17 protein-coding genes and 1 rRNA gene are annotated in these 23,149 nt (G+C 65.1%); 3 read left to right on the forward strand and 15 right to left on the reverse strand.

Annotation, left to right across the window (positions count from 1 at the left end; all coding sequences use genetic code 11):
• Positions 1-359: ribosomal RNA gene (locus ACSLE4_RS10415) — 16S ribosomal RNA — on the reverse strand; the annotation flags it as partial.
• A gap of 822 nt (positions 360-1,181) precedes the next feature.
• Here ACSLE4_RS10415 and ACSLE4_RS10420 point away from each other — a divergent pair.
• Complete coding sequence (locus ACSLE4_RS10420; protein ID WP_435904389.1) at positions 1,182-3,194, forward strand: peptidoglycan DD-metalloendopeptidase family protein; 2,013 nt, start codon at positions 1,182-1,184, stop codon at positions 3,192-3,194.
• 221 nt (positions 3,195-3,415) lie between these two features.
• Here the strand turns inward: ACSLE4_RS10420 and ACSLE4_RS10425 are convergent, their stop codons facing one another.
• The 9 genes from ACSLE4_RS10425 to ACSLE4_RS10465 form a co-directional block, all read right to left on the reverse strand.
• Positions 3,416-5,386, reverse strand: coding sequence for a glycosyltransferase (locus tag ACSLE4_RS10425; RefSeq protein WP_435904390.1), 1,971 nt, complete (start codon positions 5,384-5,386; stop codon positions 3,416-3,418).
• Entirely contained in the window at positions 5,383-6,846 is a 1,464-nt protein-coding gene (locus ACSLE4_RS10430; RefSeq protein WP_435904391.1) for an HlyD family secretion protein, read from the reverse strand. The genes ACSLE4_RS10425 and ACSLE4_RS10430 overlap by 4 nt, the downstream gene beginning before the upstream one ends.
• Positions 6,847-7,118: 272 nt before the next feature.
• Positions 7,119-9,725: an ATP-dependent chaperone ClpB gene (clpB, locus tag ACSLE4_RS10435; RefSeq protein ID WP_435904392.1), complete on the reverse strand. Its 2,607-nt coding sequence runs from the start codon at positions 9,723-9,725 to the stop codon at positions 7,119-7,121.
• A 245-nt stretch (positions 9,726-9,970) separates the two neighbouring features.
• Positions 9,971-10,558, reverse strand: a complete 588-nt coding sequence (locus tag ACSLE4_RS10440) for a DUF4167 domain-containing protein (RefSeq protein WP_435904393.1) — start codon at positions 10,556-10,558, stop codon at positions 9,971-9,973.
• A 367-nt stretch (positions 10,559-10,925) separates the two neighbouring features.
• On the reverse strand, positions 10,926-11,873 hold the full coding sequence (prmC, locus tag ACSLE4_RS10445; protein ID WP_435904394.1) for a peptide chain release factor N(5)-glutamine methyltransferase: 948 nt from the start codon (positions 11,871-11,873) through the stop codon (positions 10,926-10,928).
• Entirely contained in the window at positions 11,870-12,961 is a 1,092-nt protein-coding gene (gene prfA / locus ACSLE4_RS10450; RefSeq protein WP_435904395.1) for a peptide chain release factor 1, read from the reverse strand. Before prfA ends, prmC begins: the two co-directional genes overlap by 4 nt.
• Positions 12,962-12,979: 18 nt before the next feature.
• Positions 12,980-13,954, reverse strand: coding sequence for a helix-turn-helix domain-containing protein (locus tag ACSLE4_RS10455; protein WP_435904396.1), 975 nt, complete (start codon positions 13,952-13,954; stop codon positions 12,980-12,982).
• A gap of 205 nt (positions 13,955-14,159) precedes the next feature.
• Positions 14,160-16,418 (reverse strand): phosphoenolpyruvate--protein phosphotransferase, encoded by a 2,259-nt coding sequence (gene ptsP, locus ACSLE4_RS10460; RefSeq protein ID WP_435904397.1) that lies wholly within the window; start codon positions 16,416-16,418, stop codon positions 14,160-14,162.
• An 81-nt stretch (positions 16,419-16,499) separates the two neighbouring features.
• A complete protein-coding gene (locus tag ACSLE4_RS10465; RefSeq protein ID WP_435904398.1) occupies positions 16,500-17,798 on the reverse strand; it encodes an aspartate kinase in 1,299 nt (432 codons plus the stop codon).
• Between the two features lie 162 nt (positions 17,799-17,960).
• Here ACSLE4_RS10465 and ubiG point away from each other — a divergent pair, with 162 nt between their 5' ends.
• A complete protein-coding gene (gene ubiG / locus ACSLE4_RS10470) occupies positions 17,961-18,713 on the forward strand; it encodes a bifunctional 2-polyprenyl-6-hydroxyphenol methylase/3-demethylubiquinol 3-O-methyltransferase UbiG (RefSeq protein WP_435904399.1) in 753 nt (250 codons plus the stop codon).
• Between the two features lie 6 nt (positions 18,714-18,719).
• Here the strand turns inward: ubiG and ACSLE4_RS10475 are convergent, their stop codons facing one another.
• The 5 genes from ACSLE4_RS10475 to ACSLE4_RS10495 form a co-directional block, all read right to left on the reverse strand.
• Positions 18,720-19,547, reverse strand: coding sequence for a L,D-transpeptidase (locus ACSLE4_RS10475; protein WP_435904400.1), 828 nt, complete (start codon positions 19,545-19,547; stop codon positions 18,720-18,722).
• Positions 19,548-19,730: 183 nt separating this feature from the next.
• A complete protein-coding gene (locus tag ACSLE4_RS10480; protein ID WP_435904401.1) occupies positions 19,731-20,165 on the reverse strand; it encodes a DUF1178 family protein in 435 nt (144 codons plus the stop codon).
• On the reverse strand, positions 20,162-21,040 hold the full coding sequence (locus ACSLE4_RS10485) for a carbon-nitrogen hydrolase family protein (protein ID WP_435904402.1): 879 nt from the start codon (positions 21,038-21,040) through the stop codon (positions 20,162-20,164). The genes ACSLE4_RS10480 and ACSLE4_RS10485 overlap by 4 nt, the downstream gene beginning before the upstream one ends.
• Complete coding sequence (grxC, locus tag ACSLE4_RS10490; protein ID WP_435904403.1) at positions 21,037-21,336, reverse strand: glutaredoxin 3; 300 nt, start codon at positions 21,334-21,336, stop codon at positions 21,037-21,039. The genes ACSLE4_RS10485 and grxC overlap by 4 nt, the downstream gene beginning before the upstream one ends.
• 53 nt (positions 21,337-21,389) lie before the next feature.
• On the reverse strand, positions 21,390-22,385 hold the full coding sequence (locus ACSLE4_RS10495; RefSeq protein ID WP_435904404.1) for a double zinc ribbon domain-containing protein: 996 nt from the start codon (positions 22,383-22,385) through the stop codon (positions 21,390-21,392).
• On the opposite strand from ACSLE4_RS10495, the gene ACSLE4_RS10500 reads away from it, so the two are divergent.
• Positions 22,341-23,141, forward strand: a complete 801-nt coding sequence (locus ACSLE4_RS10500; RefSeq protein ID WP_435904405.1) for a class I SAM-dependent methyltransferase — start codon at positions 22,341-22,343, stop codon at positions 23,139-23,141. The two genes, ACSLE4_RS10495 and ACSLE4_RS10500, sit on opposite strands and share 45 nt — an antisense overlap.
• Positions 23,142-23,149 lie beyond the last annotated feature (8 nt).

A 23,149-nucleotide genomic window follows, 5' to 3' on the forward strand; every position in this document is an offset into this window, starting at 1 on the left:
TCGCCCATTGTCCAATATTCCCCACTGCTGCCTCCCGTAGGAGTCTGGGCCGTGTCTCAGTCCCAGTGTGGCTGGTCATCCTCTCAGACCAGCTACGGATCGTCGCCTTGGTAGGCTTTTACCCCACCAACAAGCTAATCCGACGCGGGCCGATCTTTCGGCAATGAATCTTTCCCCCGAAGGGCGTATCCGGTATTAGCCCAAGTTTCCCTGGGTTATCCCGAACCGAAAGGCACGTTCCCACGCGTTACTCACCCGTCTGCCACTGTCCACCACCCGAAGGTGGCTTCTCGTTCGACTTGCATGTGTTAGGCCTGCCGCCAGCGTTCGTTCTGAGCCAGGATCAAACTCTCAAGTTGAGAATTCGATTTTCTGACTAATCCCTGGATGGAATTATCCAGGGGGTCGCTGCGTTTTGACGAGTTCCCAACAAGCATGAAACCACGCCATCCCGAAGGACGACGCGCAACACGCCTATTGGCTTCTTGAAAAACGCAAGACCGTCAGAGTCTCGACGCCGACCCTCTTTCGAGGACCGGCACGCAAGGACTCCGCCGTCCGCGTTTCCCTTTCTTCATATTACAATGTCAAAGAGCCGGTGGCAGAGCGGCCGAAGCCACACTCCCGAACCCCCAATGGAAGCAAAACCGCCCTTGGGAGTCAACGACAGCCGGTGTCAGCCGGGAAGAAAAACCCGGGCATCCCCGCTTCTGTCCGATGGATCGCGCAGTCGCGTATAGTCCCGCAGGAAGCTGGGAAACGACCCGCGCGAAACTTGTATTTAGGGATTTGGCCGGGCCATGTCAAGGGCCCATAACGGTTTGTGAGCGGGGATTTGTTTTTCGGTTGGTCCGTGGCTGCGAAGCCACATTCCTGCCCGAATACGTCGTCACTCTCGCGTCGTTAACGGCGTGGTAACCATACTTAGGGAGTATGGGTAAGATGACCCGCCGAGGGGGACGAACCAAGACCTAATAAGCTTCCAGCTCACTTACAAGGCCCCGGGCGACCGTGGGCCTTAAGAGACAGGGAAGCCTGGGGGGTCCGGGAAAATCCCATCGGCGCAAGTCTAGCTCGCTGCAAGGACAGCTAACCGCTTCGGTGTTGTCCGCCTGAGGGAACTTGGAATCGCGCTCAAAACGAGCGCACAGGCGGCAGCCGGTAGACGGGAGGAAAGCGCATTGTTTAAGCGCCGTGGGGGATTTGCGCGCCGTAAGCTTGGCCAGGCACTCGTGCCGGCCGCGCCCCGTGGACTCCCCACCATTCTTCTTGGCGAGACACCGAAGACCGAGCGCGAGCTGCCGCCGGTCTTTTTCTGCGAATCGGGCCATGACGGCGCCGGCACACGCCTCAAATGGATGGCGAGCACCTGTCTCGCCGGCATGGTCGGCGTCTGCCTCATCGGCGTCGCCATCTATGCCTCCATGAATATGTCCGACGGCTCGGGCATGGTGAATTCCATCAAGCGCGCGAGCCTCGCCGCCCTTCAGCCGATCAGAGGCGCCCGCCTCGCCCAAGATGCCCAGAGCGCTTCCGGCCAGAAAGAAGACCGCATCGAGACGACCTCCGCGGGCTTCGCCAGCCGCCACGTAATCCACGATACGGTGGTTGAGCGCCAAGGCACCCGCGAGTTCATCACCATCAAGCCGTATCTGCGCATCGTCGCCGGCCTTGCCACCGACATTCCCGAAAACGCCGACCAGCTCCCCGCCTTCAATCCCTTCAAGCTCTATTCCGACACGACGCCCATCGGCGGCGGCGAGGATGCGGCCGACCCCAGCCAATCGCTCATCGTCGATGTCGTCGACGTGCCAGGGGGCGTTCTGCCGGCCGTTGACAACATCGAGCTCGAGCCCGACCGGGTAGACCGCCTGGTAGCGCGCGCGGCGGAGAACTTCGCCTATGCGGACCAGCCGGTAGCCCTCGGCGAGAGCGGCGGCGAGGCCAGGCTCCAGTTCGCCTCCTACCGTCCCGGCGAGGTAGAGCGCCCGCGCTTCTTGCCCAACACCACCGTGATGCAGAAGACGCTCGACGACGAAGACGACCTCAACCAAGAAGAAGTCGCCAACGCCGAGCCCAAGATCATCGAGGTCGGCAATGGCGACAATCTGATGGGCGTGTTCCTCGAAGCCGGCACCGACAAATCTCTGGCCACCGCCATCGTCGACAGCCTCGATGCCGTGTTCGGCCCCGAAGATCTGCGCCCCAAACAGAAACTCGACTTCCGCCTCGTGCCGGCGCCCTCCGACTCCGGCCAGATGGAGCCGGTCCGCGTCAGCATCTTCGATAAAGACGGCAACCACATCGTCACCGCCTCGCGCAACCGCGACGGCGACTATCTCGCCTCCACCAAGACCCCGGACGGCGACGTGGTGATCACGGCCTCGAACCGCGCCAGCCTTTATCAGAGCTTCTACCAGGCAGCCCTCGACCAGAAGCTTCCGTCCGACACGATCCTCCAGCTGCTGCGCGTCCATTCCTACGACGTGGACTTCAAGCAGAAGGCGCGCTCCGGCGACACGTTCGAAGTGTTCTTCGACGCCGATGGCTCGAACGGGGACGAAGCGGGCGAGTTGCTCTACACCGCGATGACAGTGGGCGGCGAGGTACGCAAATTCTACCGCTTCCGCACCCCGGACGACGCGATCGATTACTATGACGAGCACGGGTCGAGCGCCAAGAAGTTCCTGATGCGCAATCCCGTGAAGGGCGGCCGCTTCACGAGCGGCTTCGGCACCCGCCGCCATCCGCTGCTCCGCCGCATCCGCATGCATACCGGCGTCGACTGGGCCGCGCCGTCAGGCACCCCGATCCTCGCCGCTGGCGACGGCACGATCGAGATGGCCGAGCGCCACGGCGGCTACGGCAACTATATCCGCATCCGCCACGCCAACGGCTTCGCCACTGCCTACGGCCACATGACGCGCTTCGCCTCCGGCTCCAAACCCGGCGCCCATGTGAAGCAAGGCCAGATCATCGGCTATGTCGGCTCAACCGGACGCTCCACCGGCCCGCATTGTCACTTCGAGGTCCTAGTCAACAACAAGTTCGTCAACCCGATGACCATCGCCGTACCGCGCGGCCTAAAGCTCGAAGGACGCGAGCTCGCCGCCTTCCAGAAAGAGCGCCGCCGCATCGAAGCCCTCATGCAGCTCGATCCCGTCACCAGCCGCGTCGCCCAAGTGACCCAGTGACAAGTGACCCAGTAACAAGTCAAAACGAACTAAGCTTCCTTCTCATTCTCTCCCCCTCCCCGACAATCCGATCTTCTCGACGTTAAGGCGGCAGCCGGAATCAAGAGCCGCTTGCGCCGAGCTTTTGACTCTGGATCCCGGCTTTCGCCACCCTTCGAGGCGCGCCTTAGGCGCGCACCTCAGGATGACGTGCTCAAGTCGCTTCGGAAGAGCCGAAAGGTCTACCTGAACACGCGGGCGAGGAGCGCGGTGGCGACCTTGGAAGGCCGGACATCGTGGACTTCGGCGTGGTAGGGACCGGTATAGACGTGCTGGATCAAGGCCTTGCGGTTCGCGGGGCTTTCGGCGAAATGCACCGCGAAATCGTCCTCACCGATGCGCGCGACAGTCGCCGCCACGTCGAGATTGTCGTAGCGCACATGCACGGGCGTCCCTAATGCCGCTGGCGCCGCGCCTTTGAAGCGCATGCCGGATACGGAAATGTCGGCGATGTGGAACCACTGCGTCCCGCTGGGCGTGGCGAGTAGGCCCGTACGGTTCACATGGAAGCGTTCGTTGCCGCGGCGGTCGGCGGCTTCCACAGCGACGAAGCAGGCCAGAAGCAGGAGCGCGATGTTGTACCAGCTCCACAGGAGCGCCATGCCGCTCGCATCGGCCAGCGGCCGCGTATCGTCGAGGACGAATGCCCACAGAATGCCCGCGACCGTCAAGAATAAATAAGGAAAGAAGCTGCGCAGTAGCGGCCACTGTATCGACTTCACGGCGCGGCTGCGGCCCTTGGCGGTCACCTTGAACTTGTGGCCCTGCTTCTTGAACAGGCCGATGGCGCACGACTTCATGACGGCGTCGGCGCATAGCAACTGACTGAGATCCGACATGATCGGGATGAGCCGGCCGCGCGAAATCCAGGCGGCGATGGCGATCTGTGCGGCGAAGGCCGGCGCGAAATAAGAGATCGCGTCGCCCACATTGACGTAGACCGCCCGAATGTCGAACAGCAGATAGATCGCCGGAACGATGAGCGTGAGGGCGCGGAAGGTGAAGGTCATCGACCAATGTAGAAAGGTCTCGATGAGGCCGACCCGGTCGATGAAGGACAGTCCATTGCCAATGCGGAACGGCCCACTCGCTCCACGGACAATCTGCATGAAGCCGAGCGCCCAGCGGCTGCGCTGGGTGATGTACTCCTTGAGACCTTCCGGCGCGAGCCCGAGCGACAGAATCTCGTCGAGGAAGACCGTGCGGAACCCTGTCTCCTTGAGGCGCAAAGTCAGCAGATAATCCTCTGTCACGGAGTCCGTCGGGAATCCGCCGATCTTCATCAGCGGCACAAAGCGGATGAGAGATGACGTGCCGCAACAAAAGGCGCAGCCCCAAGCGTCCTTGGCCGGCATCACCACGCCGAAGAAATAGCGCTGCTCGTCCGGCCAGACGCGCGTCATCGCCAAATTGGTCTGGATGGGGTCGGGGTTGAGGAAGTGCTGAGGCGTTTGCACGATGCCCACGCCCTCATCGCGCATCAACGACATGGTGCGCTTCAGAAAGGTCGATTTCGGCACGAAGTCGGCATCGAGGATCGAGATGAAGTCCGGCTTCTCCGGCAGGGAGGCGAGATGAGCGAGCGCGTTATTGATGTTCCCGGCCTTGGCGTGGGCGTTGTCGGGCCGCGTGATGTAGCCGCAATCATGCTGCTCGCACAGCTCTTTCAGCCACGCACGGCGGCCGTCGTCGCAGACCCACAGACGAAAATTGGGATAGTCGAGGGCCAGAGCGCCGATAATCGTGCGCTCCAGAATGCTCTTGTCCTCGTTATAGGTGCAGATCAGCACGTCGACCAAGGGAGCGCGCGGCAGGCTGCGCACCCATGGGAGATTGCGCTCCACCTCGGGCGTGCGATTGATCGTTCGTGTGAGAAATAGAAGAGAAAGCGTCCCGCCGATCATGGCGAGCGTCTCCACCACCACGAAGATCAGCCCCGCCGCGTAATCGAGCGTGAACCCGATCGGCGGAAGCGTGAAGCCGATCCGCCAAAGCAGGTAGCGCCAAGAGACGAACAGGCATAGGGCAATGACGCCCGTACGGATCCAGCTATTGTCGCGGTTGAGCCAAGGCAGCACCGCGATCGCCAGAAAGATGATGGTCAACCCGGGGAGGAACTGCTCCCAATAGGTGACGCCGGACGCGTAGGTCATTTCGCGACAGCAAGCGACGTCGATCCCGCGGAGGTGTTGAATGTCACTTTGCCGGTGCGCCCCACATGGCAGTCCGGACCCGTCGCGAGGTTCGGCACCTCCACCGACACGTGATACGGCTCGCGCGCCAATGCCGTCTGCTGGATCGCCAGGTTGGCGGGAGCGGCGGCCAAGCCATGAAGACCGGCGACGCGGCCCTGCCGCTCCTCCGACTCGCCACGCAGATGGAACGTGGCCGGCTGGCCGATCTTGAGTGAATTGTAGACCGCCTCGCTGACCGCGGCGCTCACGAGGACGCCCCCGCAATCCAAGACGCGGATCAGTTCCTGGCCCTGAGAGACCTGCTCGCCATCCGAGGTCAGCACTTCCCAGATGCGGCCGGGAACCGGCGCCGTCAGATTCGCCGCCGAGCGCAAGGTGAAGCGCTGTTCTTCCTTGGTCAGCTCCGATTGGAGCTGCGCGATGCGAAGCGTCTTCTCGTCAATCTCGCCGTCAAGGTCGATGACCTGCTGCTTGACCTCGTCGAGCCGCTGGGCGGTGCGCGGAATGTCGTTGTAGCTGTCCCCAACGAACAGGCCCCGCCGCGCGGCATCGAGCTCGACCCTGGTGCCGATCAGCTTCTGCCGCAGCGATTCCGCCATGTTCACGGCGACCTTGTGATCGCGCTCGGCCTTGTCGAGAGCCGCATCCGTCTGCCAGCCGTTCTCCTTGAGGCGCGTGGCGCGCGTAAACGCGCTCTCGGTCTCTTCCTGCTTGGCGGTCGCGCCCGCGATCTCCGCCGTGAGTTCGGCGACACGCGCGTCGAGCTGCTCGACGCGGCCCTTCTGGAAGGCGTCGCGCTGCTCACGGAGCTGCCCTTGCAGCCCCTGGAGCTGAGCTTTGCGGCGCGTCAGCGCCTGACGCTCGGACTCGAGCCCGGAGATCTGGCGGCGAAGCGTGTCCAGCTGCGCGCGGTCCGCGCGCGGATTGTCGATGTTCAACAGCGGCATGCCCGCGTCGATCGTCGTGCCGGCGTCCTGGACCCGAGCGGGGATCGTGACCGTCCCGTCGATCGGCGCGCGCAGCGTGACAAGGCGCGCATTGACCGTGGCCTCGGCACTCGTCGTCTGCAGGAAGCGCTGCAGCGGCGTCCAGCCGAGGGCGATGACGGCGGCGAACGCCACCAAGGTCTTGACCACGCGCCACCAGACGGCTTTGCGCGACTTGGCGGGAGCGGCGCTCTCGCCGGGCTCCACGCCGTCACCAGGCACCGTTTCAGAGGGCCGAGGCGGCAGCGCCGTCTCGGGGTTCTCATCCCAAGCGCGCACCTGCTCGGCCAGCCGCGCCTGAAGCGCACCGGCGCCCGTCAGGGTTCCGGCAAAATCCGAATCTCGTGATTGCGCCTCGTATTCGAGCGCATCGCTCGGTTCAAGATCGAGAATCTCGGCGAGATTGCCGAAGTCGCGAGGATTGCTCCCCATTATCCATGTCCCCACATCATGCGCAGACGGCCCGCCACCCCAGGAGCCAATCGCGTTTTACATGCCGAAGACGTAACAGGGAGATGTCAGGAAGTTCTCAACGCCCCTCGCCCAGAGGCGTTAATCCGTTCGCGATGCTTTGCGGAACGTTAAGCCCGCCCTCAGAATGTCGGCGATATTTGACCGGCTTGACCGGGCGATCAGCAATTATGAAGCCAGGAGATACTGGAGGCCCGCTTTCGCGGGCGTGACAATGAGGACTCTGGGGCCCCCTAAGCCGCCTGCGCCCTGCCGGAAGCTTCGCCGTTGAAGGTGAGGTTGCCGTCGCGGACGGAGACCTTCACGGTCTCGCCGTCGTGGAGCTTGCCTTCGAGGATCTGCTCGGCCAGCGGGTCTTGCACGAATTTCTGGATCACGCGCTTCAAGGGACGCGCACCGTAAGCCGGGTCGTAGCCCTTGTTGCCGAGCCAGGTCTTGGCGTCTTCGTCCAAGTCGAGGATGATCTTGCGGTCGGTCAGGAGCTTGGCGAGCCGCTTCATCTGGATGTCGACGATGTTCGCCATGTGCTCGCGGCGCAAGCGGTGGAACAGGATGATCTCGTCGACGCGGTTCAGGAACTCGGGCCGAAAATGCCGGCGCACCACCTCCATGACCTGGCTTTCCACGGCGTCTGAATCCTCGCCCTCCTTCTGATTGACGAGATATTCGGAGCCGAGATTGGAGGTCATGATGATGAGCGTGTTGCGGAAGTCGACCGTGCGGCCCTGGCCGTCGGTCAGGCGGCCGTCGTCGAGCACTTGCAGCAGCACGTTGAACACGTCCGGATGCGCCTTCTCGATCTCGTCGAACAAAATCACTTGGTACGGGCGCCGACGCACGGCTTCGGTCAGCGCGCCCCCCTCCTCGTAGCCGACATAGCCGGGCGGCGCGCCGATGAGCCGGGCCACCGCGTGCTTCTCCATATATTCGGACATGTCGACGCGCAGGATGGCGTGCTCGTCGTCGAACAGGAACTCGGCGAGCGCGCGCGACAGCTCCGTCTTGCCGACGCCGGTCGGGCCCAGAAACATGAACGAGCCCATGGGCCGGTTGGGGTCTTGGAGCCCTGCGCGTGAGCGGCGCACGGCCGTCGACACGGCCCTGACCGCCTCCTCCTGGCCGACCACGCGGCGGGCGATCTCCGTCTCCATGGCCAAGAGCTTTTCGCGCTCGCCTTCGAGCATCTTGTCCACGGGGATGCCGGTCCAGCGCGAAACCACCTGCGCGATCATGTCGGGCTCGACGACTTCTTGGGCGAGGCTGCCGGCCTTGCCCTCTTCCTCCTCGATCGCCTGAAGCTTCGCCTCCAGGTCGGGGATCACCCCATAGGCGAGCTCGCCCGCCTTGGTCAGGTCGCCCTTGCGCTGCGCCTGCTCGAGCTCGATGCGGGCGTGGTCGAGGTCTTCCTTGATCTTCTGCGCGGCGCCGAGCTTCGCCTTCTCTTCCTGCCAGCGGCCGGCGAGGGCGTTGGCGCTCTCCTCCAAATTGGCGAGCTCCTTCTCGAGCTTTTCGAGGCGGTCCTTGGAGGCGCTATCCGTCTCCTTCTTCAGGGCCTCGCGCTCGATCTTGAGCTGCATGATCCGCCGGTCGAGCTCGTCCAGCTCTTCGGGCTTGGAGTCCACCTGCATGCGAAGTCGCGAGGCCGCCTCGTCCACCAGGTCGATGGCCTTGTCGGGGAGAAAGCGGTCCGAGATGTAGCGGTTCGAGAGCGTCGCCGCGGCGACCAGCGCCGCGTCGGAAATCCGCACGCCGTGATGCAGCTCGTATTTCTCTTTCAGCCCGCGCAGAATGGAGATGGTGTCCTCGACGCTGGGCTCCGGCACGAACACCGGCTGGAAGCGCCTGGCGAGCGCCGCGTCCTTTTCCACATGCTTGCGGTACTCATCGAGCGTGGTGGCGCCGACGCAGTGAAGCTGGCCGCGGGCGAGCGCGGGCTTCAGCAGATTGGAGGCGTCCATGGCGCCGTCGGCCTTGCCGGCGCCGACCAGCGTATGCATCTCGTCGATGAAGAGGATGACCTGGCCGTTCGAGGCTTCGATCTCGCTGAGCACGGCTTTCAGCCGCTCCTCGAACTCGCCGCGATATTTGGCGCCGGCGATGAGCGAGCCCATGTCGAGCGACAGCACCTTCTTGTCCTTCAGGCTCTCCGGCACGTCGCCCTTGACGATGCGGTGCGCCAGGCCCTCGACGATGGCGGTCTTGCCGACGCCCGGCTCGCCGATCAGCACGGGATTGTTCTTGGTGCGGCGCGAGAGCACCTGGATCGTGCGGCGGATCTCCTCGTCGCGGCCGATCACGGGATCGAGCTCGCCTTTTGCGGCCGCCTCGGTGAAGTCGCGGGTGTAGCGCTTCAGCGCGTCGTATTGCTGCTCGGCGCCGGCGCTATCGGCGGTGCGGCCCTTGCGCAGATCGTTGATCGCCTCGTTCAGGCTCTGCGGGGTGACGCCCGCATCCTTCAGAATTCCGGCGCTGCCGCCCTCCTTGGTCATGGCCAGCGCCTGGAGCGCCCGCTCCACGGTGATGAAGCTGTCGCCCGCCTTGGTGGAGATCTGCTCGGCCTGGTCGAGTACGCGCGCGAGCCCCGGGGTCATCTGCGGCTGTTGGGCGCCGGAACCTGAGACTTTCGGCAGCTTGGCGAGCGCCGCGTCGGTCCGTGTCAGCGCGATTTTCGCATCGCCGCCGGCGCGGCCGATCAGCCCCGCCGCGAGCCCTTCCGGGTCGTCGAGCAGGGCCTTGAGGAAATGTTCAGGGGTGATCTGCGGGTTGCCGTCGCGCACGGCAATGGTCTGCGCGGCTTGCAAGAATCCCTTGAGACGGTCGGAAAGCTTCTCGAAATCCATGATCTTCCCTCGTGGATCGGCCAGGCGTGAGGGTGGCCCGGAAGTGTCGTTTCAGGTGGCGGGAGCCGTTGATCGAGCCTCTTACCAGGGGCGCGTTAACGGACATATAGCGAGCCGTTTACCGCACAAAAAGGGGGCTGAGCCTTGAGGGATCGCAAACACCGCGCGCCGGCGAAAGGACCAGCGCATGGCGGCCCATCACCGTTGGCGAAGGGTTAGAAGCACGTCTGAAGAGGGAGAAAGGCCTAGCTCACCGTGTCGGGAGCATTCTCGCTTTCGTCCGTCGCCTTGGCCTCGGCCGGCTCGGCGCCATTGGCATCGCGCACATTGTCGGCGCCGTTGCCGCCCTGACGGCCACGACCGCGGCCACGTCCGCCGCCGTGATGCTCCCGGTTTCCCTCATGGCGCTCGCGGTCCTGGCTGCCGCCGCCTTGGCCGCCGCCGCTCTGTCCACCGCTGCTCTGCTCAGTGGCCGCTTCCGACTCTTCGGATTCGGAGTCTTCTTCGTCGGAATCCGAATGCCAGCGGCTCTGCGGCCGTCCGCCGCCGTTCGGCGCGTCGCCCTGCGGGGCGCCGGGCTGAGAGGTGGCTGGCGTCTGGGCCGCCATGATGATGCGATTATAGTGCTCGGCGTGCTGGAGATAGCTTTCCGCCGTCACGATGTCGCCGGAGGCGAGCGCGTCGCGGGCGAGCGACATGTACTTCTCGGCGACGTGCGATGCGGTCCCGCGGATCTTCACGTCGGGCCCGTTCGACTCGTAGCTCCGTGCTAACGGATTTTGGGGCTTACGGCTGCGGCCACGACCCCTGCGATTCTGCTGTCCTTGCCTCATATGCCTTGTTCACCTGATTGGCGGCCTGAAAGCCGCGTACTTCGCTCCCTGCTCCCAAATCTGACTTGCGCTCACATTCGGCGCGCATTGCGCCCGAAAAGCCGGATCGGCCACGCAGTCGTCGCAACGGTTCTTATTATTTGCTGCCTTGTCTTGGGTCGGCCCCTCGGCGCTGAGCGTCATGCATCCAGAACTTGCGCCAGCCAACCAAAACCTGATGGGCGATTGAGCGACTCTTGAACGTCCCGAGAGGCGCGCCCGCCTGTCAATCGAGGTTCACGAGATATCCGCTCTTGTTGCCATGCAACCGGCCGCGCCAAGAATCCGCTCTACGCAGGCCGAATATCCTCAATTCGCTGTCCTGAAGCTACCCCGAACATCCCGGTTTTCCAAGCTTATTTTTAGAGGCCTGCGACGTTCCGCGCACCCTCTCGGACCTCTCGGCATGGAGGCCGCGGGGGCGCCCGGCCAGGTCGAACAGAACGCCGTCCCCCTCGACGGCGAGCCCGTCAGCCCGAAAAAGCCTAGATACAGCTTGGGCTTGGGTCGGACCGATCTCGACCAGGAGATGCCCTCCCGGGACGAGGAAATCAACTGCTTTGGCGGCAATACGCCGATAGGCGTCAAGCCCGTCCGCCCCGCCATCGAGCGCCCGCCTGGGGTCGTGGCCGGCGACCTCCGGGGAAAGTGCCGCGATCTCCCCGGCCGCGATATAGGGCGGATTGGCGAGGATGAGGTCGAATTGGCCGGAAAGTCCTTCGAACCAGTCCGCCGCGGCGAACCGGGCCCGCCCATCGACCCGCAGGCGCCGGGCGTTCTCCGCCGCAAGCCGCAAGGCCCCGGAGCTCAGATCGGTGCCGGTTCCTTCGGCGTTGGGCAGCTCGGCGAGCAGAGTAAGGAGAATGCAGCCCGAGCCCGTGCCGAGGTCGAGCAGCCTAAGCGGCCGGTCCTCTAGGCCATTTTCCGCGACGATCCGGAGCGCGGCGCCAACCAGCGTCTCCGTGTCCGGGCGCGGGTCGAGCGTGTGGGGATCGATGCGGAAATCCCGCCCGTAGAACTCGCGACAGCCCTTGATGCGCGACACCGGCTCGCCCGCGAGCCGCCGCGTCACATATCCGGTCAGCCGCGCCGCCGCCTCGGGCAAGAGTGGATCGCGCCCATGGGCGATCAGAGTCTCGTGAGACAGCCCGGTGGAATGGCAGAGGAGCACCCGCGCATCGAGCGCAGGCGTGTCGATGCCCCCATCCCGCAACGCCCGCGCCGCCGCGACATGGGCCGCATCGAGGCTCTGAGCGATATCGAGGGTCTCGATCATGACCCGTGCTCTTCCATGGCGGCAAGCTGGTTGGCCTGGTCCTCGGTGATCAGCGCGTCGATGACCTCGTCAAGCGCCGGCTCGCCCGCCAGCACCATGTGCAATTGGTGAGTGGTCAGCCCGATCCGGTGGTCCGTCACCCGGCCTTGCGGGAAGTTGTAGGTGCGGATGCGCTGCGAGCGGTCGCCCGAGCCGATCTGGCTGCGCCGGTCTTGGGCCCGCTCCTCATCGAGCTTGGCCCGCTCCAGGTCGTAAAGGCGCGAGCGCAGCACCTTCATGGCCTTGGCCCGGTTCTTGTGCTGGGACTTCTCGTCCTGCTGGATCACGACAAGACCCGACGGCAGATGGGTGATGCGCACCGCGCTATCGGTCGTGTTCACCGACTGCCCGCCAGGACCGCTCGCCCGGAACACGTCGACGCGCAGATCCTTCTCATCGATCTGCACGTCCACCTCTTCGGCTTCGGGGAGCACCGCCACCGTCGCCGCCGAGGTGTGGATGCGCCCTTGTGCCTCCGTCTCCGGCACGCGCTGCACGCGATGCACGCCCGACTCGTATTTCATGCGCGCGAACACGCCCTTGCCCGATATATTGGCGATAATTTCCTTATACCCGCCGGTGGCGGACTCGCTCGCCGACATGACATTGACCTTCCAGCCATGCCGGTCGGCGAAGCGCTGATACATGCGGAACAGATCGCCGGCAAACAGCGCCGCCTCGTCCCCGCCCGTGCCGGCGCGCAATTCGAGGATGGCGCTCTTCTCGTCGGCGTCGTCCTTGGGCAGAAGCTGCACCTTCAATTGACGCTCAAACGTCTCGATTTTTTCATCGAGCTCGCCGATCTCTTCCCAAGCGAGATCCTTCATCGCCTGGTCGGAACCGATATCGTCGATGATCTCTTGCAACCCGTCACGCTCACGCTGCGCCTCGCGCAATGCGTTGATCGTCGCCACGATGGGGTCGAGCTCGGCGAACTCCCGGGAGAGCTGCACATAGCTTTCCTGGTCGGCGCGGGAGGCGAGCTCGGCTTGCACGGCCTGCCAACGGGCGACGAGCTTGTCGAGCTTCTCGGCGGGAATGGTCGTCATGTGATGAGGCGGGAAAGCCTAGAAATTGTTGGGAAGCCGGTCAGCCTTGCGGCTGCGCGGATCGTCCGGATCGAGAACCGGATCCGAAGTGTTGAAACCGGAGGACGACCCAGAATCGGACGAGGAGTCGCCAAGCGCCATCCATAGGCCAACCAGAACCACGGCCGCAACAAGCGCGCCGATGCCCCATTTGAGAAGCGCCGGCTTCTTCTGTTTCGGCTCGGTCTCGGGCTCCGGCTCGCCCAGGAACATCGCGTCTTCGTGGGCCGGAGCTTCCGCCGGCCCGGACGCGTAGCCACCAGGTTGGGGCGCATAACCTTGAGGAGGCGGCTGATAAGCTTGCGGCTCGGGCGGATAGGGTTGCGGCTGGGCTTGAGGGGCTTGCGGCCCATTGGGCCACGCGGGCGCTTGCGGCGCCTGAGGCGGAGCAGCGCCGGGCGGGTTTTGCGGAAACTGGGATGCGCCTCCCGGCCAAGCTTGCGGCTGCGGGGCTTGGGGCTGGGGGGCTTGCGGCTGAGGCGCTTGCGGACGTGGCGCCTGAGGCTGCGGCGCCTGAGGTTGCGGCGCCCGCGGCTGCGGGGCGTTCTGTTGGGGCGTGCCTTCACCGTTCGGCCAAACCGGCGGCTGCGGCATGGCCGGCGGTTGGGGAACCTGCCCCGCATTGCCGCCATACGCGCCGGCGCCGGATTGCGGCGCCATGACGGGAACATCCGGCATGGTTTTGGGCCTTAGCTCCACGATGCCCGCTTCAAGCTGCGCGTAGATGCGCCGGAGCAGCGGGCGCGTGTCGAGATTGAGCAGCGTGCCATAGGCGTTGACCACGCGGCAGGTCTCTGGCCACGGCGGCAGCGCGTAGATCGCGCCCTGCTCTAACGCTTGGACCACCTCGATCGGTGTCGCAATCCGCTGGGCGAGGTCCGTTTCGGTGAGGTTGCTGGCAACCCTGAGGTCCCGAAAGAGCTCGGCCACTTCCGCATCATAGCCGGCAGGCATTTCCTAATCCTGTGAATATGCAGACATCGCCAGCCGGTATCCGGCAGCGGGTCCTTTGGTCCTCGCAGCGGCCCAGCGCCCCACGCTCGGCCGATCCCATCTCCCGAAATCCCCTGCTAACACAAGCCCAATGACGATGAGTTTGCAAGTCTTGGCGAGATTACCATATCGGCGCATGGGGTGCAGACCTTCTCGCCCGCGGGCCCTAAATCTGAACGCCGGTTTCGGCGGCAAAGCGCTTCAAATCTTCGCGAAGAGAGGTTTTCCGCTCTTCGAGCAGCGTATCGAGCCGACTGCGCAGATTTTCCGCATCCAGCGACAAAACCATGGCCTTGACCGGCCCGACCGAGGCGGGCGCCATGGAAATGGAGCGGAACCCAAGCCCGACCAGCGCCATGGCCTCAAGGGGCCTGCCCGCCATTTCGCCGCACAAAGTCAGCGGCGTGCCGTGCCGGTCCGCCGCGAGCACGATTTGCCGCAGCGCACGCAGCGCCGCGGGGCTCAGGGCGTCGAACCGACCCGACACGCGGTCATTGCCCCGATCCGCGGCGAACAGGAACTGCACCAGATCGTTCGAGCCGACCGAGACGAAGTCCGTCAAGGGAAGCAGGTTGTCGAGCTGCCATAGCAGCGCCGGCACCTCGATCATGGCCCCGACCATCAGCTTGGACGGCTCCGTGCGTCCATGCTTCTTGAGGATGGTGAGTTCCCGGTCAATCAATGCGCGCGCGGTCTCGAACTCGGACACGTCGGAGATCATTGGCAGCATGACGCGTAGCTCGCGCCCCTGGGCGGCGCGCAGCAGCGCCCGGATCTGCGTGCGGAACAGGGCGGGCCGGTCGAGCGCCATGCGGATCGCGCGCCAGCCGAGCGCCGGATTCTCCTCCGCGCCCGCGCGGAAATAGGGAATGACCTTGTCGCCGCCGACGTCGAGCGAGCGGAACACCACGGGCCTGCCCCCCGCAGAATCGAGGATCGACTTGTAAAGCCGCGTCTGCTGATCGAGGCGCGGGAAAGTCGAGGAGATCATGAACTGAAGCTCGGTGCGGAACAGTCCGATGCCGTCGGCGCCAGACTGATCGAGATGCGGCAAGTCGAATAGAAGGCCGGCATTGATGTGGAGCCCGACCCGCTGATCGTCCAGCGTCATGGCAGGCACGTTGCGCAAGGCCGCGTACTGCGCCTGCTTCCGCGCCTGGAAACGCACCTTGTCCGCATAGGCCGAGATGACCTCTTGGGTGGGCCTAAGATGCAGTTCGCCCCCTTGCGCATCGACGATCGCCGCGTCGCCTTGCTCCACCGCTTCCAGCACGCCCTTGCACTGGGTGATGGCGGCGATGCCGAGCGCGCGTGCCACGATGGCGACGTGGCTGTTGACGCCGCCTTCCTCGAGCACGAGGCCGCGCAAGCGCTGCCGGTCGTAATCCAGCAGCTCCGCCGGCCCCATGGTGCGCGCGATGACGATGGCGTCCTCGGGCAGGCTGCCGGTGGCCGCGGTCTCCGTGCCTCCGGACAGAAAACGCAGCAGCCGGTTCGACAGATCGTCGATGTCGTGCAGGCGGTCGCGGAACCGCTGGTCGGGCATGCGCAGCATGCGCGCGCGCGTGTCGTTGCGCACGCGTTGCACCGCGGCCTCCGCCGTGAGGCCAGTTGCCAGCGCCTCGTGGAGACGGCGCCGCCAGCCGTGGTCGTGCGCGAACATCCGGAAAGCTTCGAGCACCTCGTGGTGCTCGCCGGCGCGTGCGAGATCGCCGCGCTCCATCATGTCGTCGATCTGCCCGGTCAGATCCTCGATGGCCTGTTGCAGCCGCCGCAGTTCTAGCTCGGCGTCCTCGGCGATCAGCCGCGTCACCACAATACGCGGCTCATGCAACACGACATGGCCCAGCGCGACGCTTTCGGAGATCGGCTGACCGGTGAAGCGTGCATTTGAATCGCGCCGCGTCTCGGCGGTGACCTCGTCGGACACGATGCCGCCCGAAGCCAGCGTCTCGGCGATCACCATCGCCGTGGTCTGAAGCGCCTCCACCTCCTCGTCGCCATATTGGCGCATGGTGCGGTTCTGCACGGTCAGCACGCCGATCGTGTGACCCCCCCGCAGGATCGGCACGCCGACGAAGGAGTGATAGGCCTCCTCACCCGTCTCCGGCCGGTAGGAGAAGGCCGGATGGTGCTGGGCGTCGGCGAACTGCTTCGGCTCCGCCTGCTCCGCGACGAGGCCGACCAGACCTTCGCCGGGCTTCAGATGCGTGTTGTGGACCGCGCCCGGGTTCAGGCCCTCGGTGGCGACCAGTTCGAGCGAACCGTCGCGGCGCCGCAGATAGAGCGAGCACACCTCGGCCACGATATTGGAGGCGATCAGCATCACCACCTTGTCGAGGCGCGCCTGCGCGCTCTCATGCTCCGCCATCACCTCCCGAAGGCGGCGGAGCATCTGTCTTGGAGCACCAACTGACGCAGGCATAGCAATAAGTTCCCGGCCTCCGCTTCCGCGGCCGACCGAGCCTTCTAGAGATCGAAGCCCAGCTTAGCCCCTTTTTGGCCCCTAGCGGCCGTCCAGCCCAAATAGGGAATGCAAGGTTCGCACCGCAAGTTCGGCATAGGCCGCATCGATCAGCACGCTGATTTTGATCTCGGAGGTCGAGATCGCCTCGATATTGATGCCCTTTTCGGCAAGCGCGCTGAACATTTGCGCGGCGACGCCCGCATGGCTTCGCATCCCGACGCCGATGGCGGAAACCTTGGCGATATCGGTCGAGCCGCGCAGGTCGAGATAACCGATGGCGTCCTTCGCCTTTGTTAAGACTTCGAGCGCCCGGTCGAGATCGGCGCTTTGCACTGTGAAGGTGAGATCGGTCGAGCGCCCATCCTCGGAGACGTTCTGCACGATCATGTCGACATTAATATGAGCATCGGCCAAGGGGCTGAAGACCTGCGCCGCGACGCCCGGCTTGTCGGCCACCTTGAGCAGGGTCACCTTGGCCTCGTCCCGCGCATAAGCAATTCCACTGACGACGTTCTGCTCCACGATCTCATCCTCATGGCAAACAAGTGTCCCGATCCCCTCGCCCGTCTCGGCATTGCCGTTACCGGGGAGGTCCGGCGCCTCGAAGCTGGAGCGCACCAGCACGCGCACGCCCCTTTGCATGGCGAGCTCCACGGAGCGGGTTTGCAGTACCTTGGCCCCTTGCGAGGCCATTTCTAGCATCTCCTCGTAGGAGATGCGGTCCAGCCGGTGCGCCTTCGGCACCACGCGGGGGTCGGTGGTATAGACCCCGTCCACGTCCGTATAGATATCGCAGCGGTCGGCCTGGAGGGCCGCCGCTAAAGCCACCGCGCTCGTGTCCGAGCCGCCCCGGCCGAGGGTAGCGATCCGGTTTCCAGGCGCGATGCCCTGAAAGCCGGCGACCACCGCCACCTCGCCGGCAAGCATGCGGTCCTTGATCTCGATCACGTCGATGCCGGTGATGCGCGCCGCCCGGTGCGCCGCGTCGGTCCGGACCGGAATCTGCCAGCCCTGCCAGGAACGGGCGTTGACGCCCATGGCCTGGAGCACCAGAGCCAGGAGGCCGGAGGTGACCTGCTCGCCGGAGGAGACCACCGCATCGTATTCGCGCGTGTCGTAGAGGGCGGAGGCCTCCGCGCCGTTCTGGCTGCGCGCCTTGTAGCCCCAGGCTTCCTCGACCCAGGAGACGAGCTGATTGGTCTGCCCGGCCATGGCCGAGACCACCACCGCGCAGGCATGCCCGGCGTCCGCCTCGCGCTTCACATGCGCGGCGACGTTGCGGATGCGCTCGAGGTCGGCCACCGACGTGCCGCCGAATTTCAACACCAGCAAGGACATGGCTGCTCACAATAAGAGGGCCGGTCCTCTTTCTGGACCGGCCGGCAAATTCGGCTCTTTCTACTGATAAGGGCTCACCGCCGCAACATGCGTCCCTCCCCCAGAAGAAGAGAGGGGGGAACGCGCCTTGACAGGGCGCGGAGGCGGACGGCCAATGCCCCGATGACCGCGACCCCCGCCAGCTCCGCCACGCTTGATCGCGACGAGATCGCCCGCTTCGCCAAACTCGCCGGTGAGTGGTGGGACGAGAAGGGCCCGTTCCGGCCGCTCCACCAGATCACCCCGACCCGCCTTACCTATCTCCGCGACCGGCTCTGCGCGCATTTCGGGCGCGATCCCAAGGCGCCGCCGAGCCTCGAAGGTCTGAGCGTGCTCGATATCGGCTGCGGCGGCGGGCTTGTCGCCGAGCCTCTGGCCCGTCTCGGTGCCGAGGTCACCGGCATCGACCCGGCTGAAGAGACCATCGAAGCGGCGAAGACCCACGCGGACGGCGCGGGGCTGAAAATCGCTTACGAGGCCACGACCGCGGAGACCTTGGCGGAAGCGGGCCGCCAATTCGATGCGGTGCTGCTGCTGGAAGTGGTCGAGCATGTCCCGGACGTCCCCGCCTTCTTGGAACGGATCGCGCCTCTGATCGCGCCCGGCGGCCTCATGATCCTCTCCACCCTGAACCGCACCTTCAAAGCCTATGCGCTGGCCATCGTCGGCGCCGAATACGTATTGCGCTGGGTCCCTGTGGGCACCCATCAATGGGAGCGTTTCGTCAGGCCCGACGAATTGAAGGCCGCCTTGAGCGGCGCAGGCCTCAGCCTCACCGACACGACGGGCATGGTCTACGACCCGCTCGGCGACCGCTGGAGCCTCTCGCGAGACACCGACGTGAACTATTTCGCCACGGCGACGAAGGCCGGCTAGCCCCCGCTAGTTGCGGAAGAACCAGCGCTTGCGGCGCGGCTGCTGCTGATATTGCGGGGGCGGCGCCTGATAATAGGGCTGGAACAGGCGGCGGCGCTGGCGCTGAACCGGCGGCTGCTCTTCGTAGTAGCCGTAGCGGTCGTAATAGCCGTAGGGGTCGCGCCCCCGATTATCACGGTCGCGAGGCCGGGGCTGCGTGACCTTGTACTCGCCGCCCGGTGTCACGCCTGCAAGCACAACCTGGGTGTTTTCGAGGCCCGTCTCTTTGACAAGATTGAAGAATGTCTCGGCGTTCTTGGGCGACAGCCGCACGCAGCCATGCGAGGCCGGCTTGCCGAGCTTCTTGACCTCGTTGGTGCCATGGATGGCGTGCCCCTTCTTGGTGAAGAACACGGCATGCGGCATGGGCGCGTTGTCCCACTGCCTCGAGTACCAAATCTTGTTCATCGAGCTGGCGGTGAAATCGCCCGACGGTGTCGAATAGCCGCCAATGCCGGTCGACACCGGCCAAGTATACGTTTCGACGCCGTCGACGAAGACGGTCATCTGCTGCGTACCCTTGTCGATATTCGCCACGACGATGGGGGCAGACGGCGCGGCATCCTCATCCGCGTCGTCGCTCGCGACCGTCTCGATGTCAGGTTCGCCGTCCGGATACACGGGCTCTGGCTGTGACGAGAGCGCGTCCTCCTGGGGACCGGCGAGCGCCGAAGGCTCGCTGAGATCGAGGTCCGGCGTCGTCGCGTCGGTGGAGGGCTCGGCGCTTGCGGGATTCGCAAGCAGGACCGCCACGAGAGCGGCAGCCGCGAGAAAGGTCAGATTTCGGGGTCGCATGAGAGAGAGGCGCATCGTTCGTTCCCTGGTTTACGCGCAAACCACCGCCCGGCAGCCTCAGAATACAGGGCCAACAAGGCTTTACCAGGGTGCCTCGCGAGAAGTTGCGTCTTTTTTGTACCCGAGGCCCCCAAACAAGACGTTACCGGCGAAAGGCAACCGGACTGTGGCAACGCTTTTAGATTAATTGTGTTCCTCGGGCAGCTTGGGCAAGGGCAGAGCGGGAATTCCCTCTTCGTGCAAGGCCTTAGCCTCTTCGGAGCTGGCCTCGCCGTAAATATTGCGCTCTTCTTTTTCGCCGTAGTGGATCTTGCGGGCCTCTTCCGGGAAATTTTTTCCGACATCGTCGGCGTTGGCCTCCAGATGCTCCCGCAGGCCCTTCAAGAAGGCGTAGGTCTGTTTCCCAGCCGCCATGGCAAGTGATTCGTTTTCCGGCGCGGTCGCCTGGCCCCGCCCCCGGAGCACCGCCGGCGCCATGGGGGCCTTGCCCACCTCCGCACTGCCGCAGGTCGGGCAGACGATCACGCCGGCCTCGGTCTGCTCGTCATAGGAGTCTCCCGACGAGAACCAGGCATCGAAGACGTGTCCCTCTTCGCAGGTGAGCGCGAACCGGATCACGATGCCTCCTTCCGCGCAGCGCCTTGCGCGGCGCCCGCGATCTCGATCTCGAAGGGGCGCCCATGTTTGAGCGCGGGGATCCGCGCCCGGGCCTCCCCGGAGAGTGCAAGATCGATGTCGGCGAAGACGACGCCGGGGTCCTCGCCGGCCTCGGCCAAGATCTCTCCCCACGGCGACACGATCATAGAGTGTCCGAATGTCTCCCGGCCGTTCTCATGCAAGCCCCCTTGCGTGGCGGCGAATACGAAGGCGCCGGTCTCGATGGCGCGCGCCCGCACCAGCACATGCCAATGCGCCTGCCCCGTCTGCTTGGTGAAGGCAGCCGGGATGGCGATCAGGTTGGCGCCCGCCGTGGCAAGCGCGCGGTAGAGCGCCGGGAAGCGCAGATCATAGCAAATCGTCATGCCGAGCCGGCCCCAAGGCAGATCGGCCAGCACCGTCTTTGCGCCAGGCCCATAATATTGGGACTCGCGATAGGATTCGCCGTTCGCCAAATCCACATCGAACATATGCAGCTTGTCGTAACGCGCGGCGATCTCCCCGTGGGGATCGAGCAGATAAGAGCGATTGGCGACCCGTGCGGCGTCGATCTTGATGCCAATCGAGCCCGCATGGAGCCAAATGCCGAGCTCGCCCGCGAGCGCCCGCAAGCGCGCGAGCGGCACGCTCTCGTCTTCCGGCTGGACTTGCTTCAACACGAGCTCGGGTTCGAGCTCCATGAGCGCGGTATTCTCCGGCGTCTGCACATACTGCGCGCCGCCGCGCGCCGCCTGGCGGATCAACGCCTCGGCCTGATCGAGATTGGGATGGATGGCGCGGCCTGCCCGGAGCTGGACCAGGGCCGCACGAAACGGCTTGCCGGAAGATGCGCTCATTGCTCTGAGAGATTCCGAAAGGTGTCGGCGGGCAACGCAGCAGGGTCGTTGGTGAGCCAAGCCTCGAGTTGATTATCGCGATCGAGCGCGGCGAGCTCGTTGTAACCGCCGACATGCCGGTCATGGATGAATATTTGCGGCACGGTGCGCATGCCGCCGGCCCGCTGCGTCATCTCCACCCGCTTGGCAGAATCGAAGCCCACATCAATCTCCTCGAAGACGAGGCCCTTCTTGGCCAGAAGGCGCTTCGCCGCGGCACAGAAGCCGCAGAACTTTGTCGTGTAAAGTACGATCATAGAAGCTAACTGGGACTTTACCGACAGCGGCGCAAGGCTCCGCAGAGCCGCGCCTAAAGCACGAAGGCTGCCGGCTCCACGGCGCGCGCCAGCGCCAAGACATCGACCCGGGCCGCACCGGCGCGGCTGAGCACCCGCGCGCAGGCTTCCGCCGTGGCGCCCGTGGTGATGACGTCGTCGACCACGACGATCCTTTTGCCTTTGAGCTCGGACTTGCGCGCCGGGTCCACCTTGAAGGCGCCGGCCACGTTGCGTTTGCGCTGCTCGGCCGAGAGCCCCACCTGACTTACCGTACGCCGGACGCGCTTCAGCACGAAGCAATCGGCAGGCACGCTCGCCAGCCGTGCCACGTCTTGGGCCAGAAGGGCGGACTGGTTGAAGCGTCGCCACCACAGGCGCGAGCGGTAGAGCGGCACCGGCACGATCAGATCGGCGTCGGCCAGAAGCTCGGCGCCCGCGCGCGCCATCCACCGCCCGAACAGGGCGAGCCCCTCCTGCCGGTCGCGGTATTTGAAGCTCTGGATCAGATCGCGCATGGTCTGCGAATAGCGCGCCACGGCCCGCGCCCGGTCGTAGACTGGGGGCGCGGCGATCGCCGCCGCCGACAAGGACGGCGCGCCCACGTCGTAAGGCAGCGGCACGCCGAGCCGGGCGCAAAGAGGAGGCGCGATGAACTCGATCCCGGCGAAACAGTCGCCACACAGAAGCCCATGGGACTGGACGCGCGCCCGGCAGCCGATGCACACCGGCGGCAGCAACAGATCGGCGGCCGCACCGAGCGCCGAGCGCCACGCGAGCCTGCGCGGAGACTGTATCTCGCTCATCGACATGGCGCCCATGATACCGCGTGGATGCGCCGCGCGGGAGGCCTCATGAGCGGCGACCAGGCCCTCTTCGACCGTCGCCTGTTGCGCCAGCGCCGGGCCCGCTTTGCTCACGAGGTCGCAGAGCGCGAGTTTCTGATTGCGCATGTGGCCCGCGAGATCGCCGAGCGCGTCGAGATCATGCTGCGAGACTTCCCGCGCGCCCTCGATCTCGGCGCCTTTCACGGCCTCTTGGGCCGCACCGTCGGTGCGCTGCCGTCTGTGGGCGAGATGATCTATGCCGAGAGCGTTTACGACTACGCCGCGCTGTGCCCCCGGCCGGCGCTTGTCTGCGACGAGGACCTGCTCCCCTTCAAAGACGCAAGCTTGAACCTCGTCGTCTCCGGTCTGGCGCTACACCGCGTCAACGATCTTCCCGGCAGCCTCATTCAAATCAGACGCGCACTGGCGCCGGACGGTCTGTTCATGGCCGCGGCCCTCGGCGCCCGGGCGCTGATCGAGCTACGCGAATGCCTGATCGAGGCCGAAGGCGAAATGGAGGGGGGCGCCTCCCCGCGCGTGTCGCCGTTCGGCGACGTGCGCGCCTATGGGGCGCTGCTTCAGCGCGCTGGCTTCGCCCTGCCGGTAGCGGACGCGGAGGAACTGACCGTCGTCTACCCCTCGCCGCGCGAGCTGATGCGCGAGGTGCGCGCGCTCGGCGGCGGCAATGTGTTGACGGTCCGTAGCAAGACACCCCTGCCCCGCCGCACGCTAGCGCGCGCCGAAGACATTTATCGCGAACGGCACGGCACGCCCGACGGCAAGGTCACCGCGACGTTTCAATTCGTGTTCATGAGCGGATGGGCGCCTCATGCCAGTCAGCAGCAGCCCTTGAAGCCTGGCAGCGCCCAAGCGCGGCTCGCCGACGCCCTTCACACGCAGGAGCATTCGGCCGGCGACAAGGCACCGTTCCGAAAAGCATCGAAAGACGAAGAAGGATAGAAGTGGGG

It is taken from the genome of Methyloceanibacter sp. (assembly GCF_051306395.1).
GTDB lineage: Bacteria > Pseudomonadota > Alphaproteobacteria > Rhizobiales > Methyloligellaceae > Methyloceanibacter.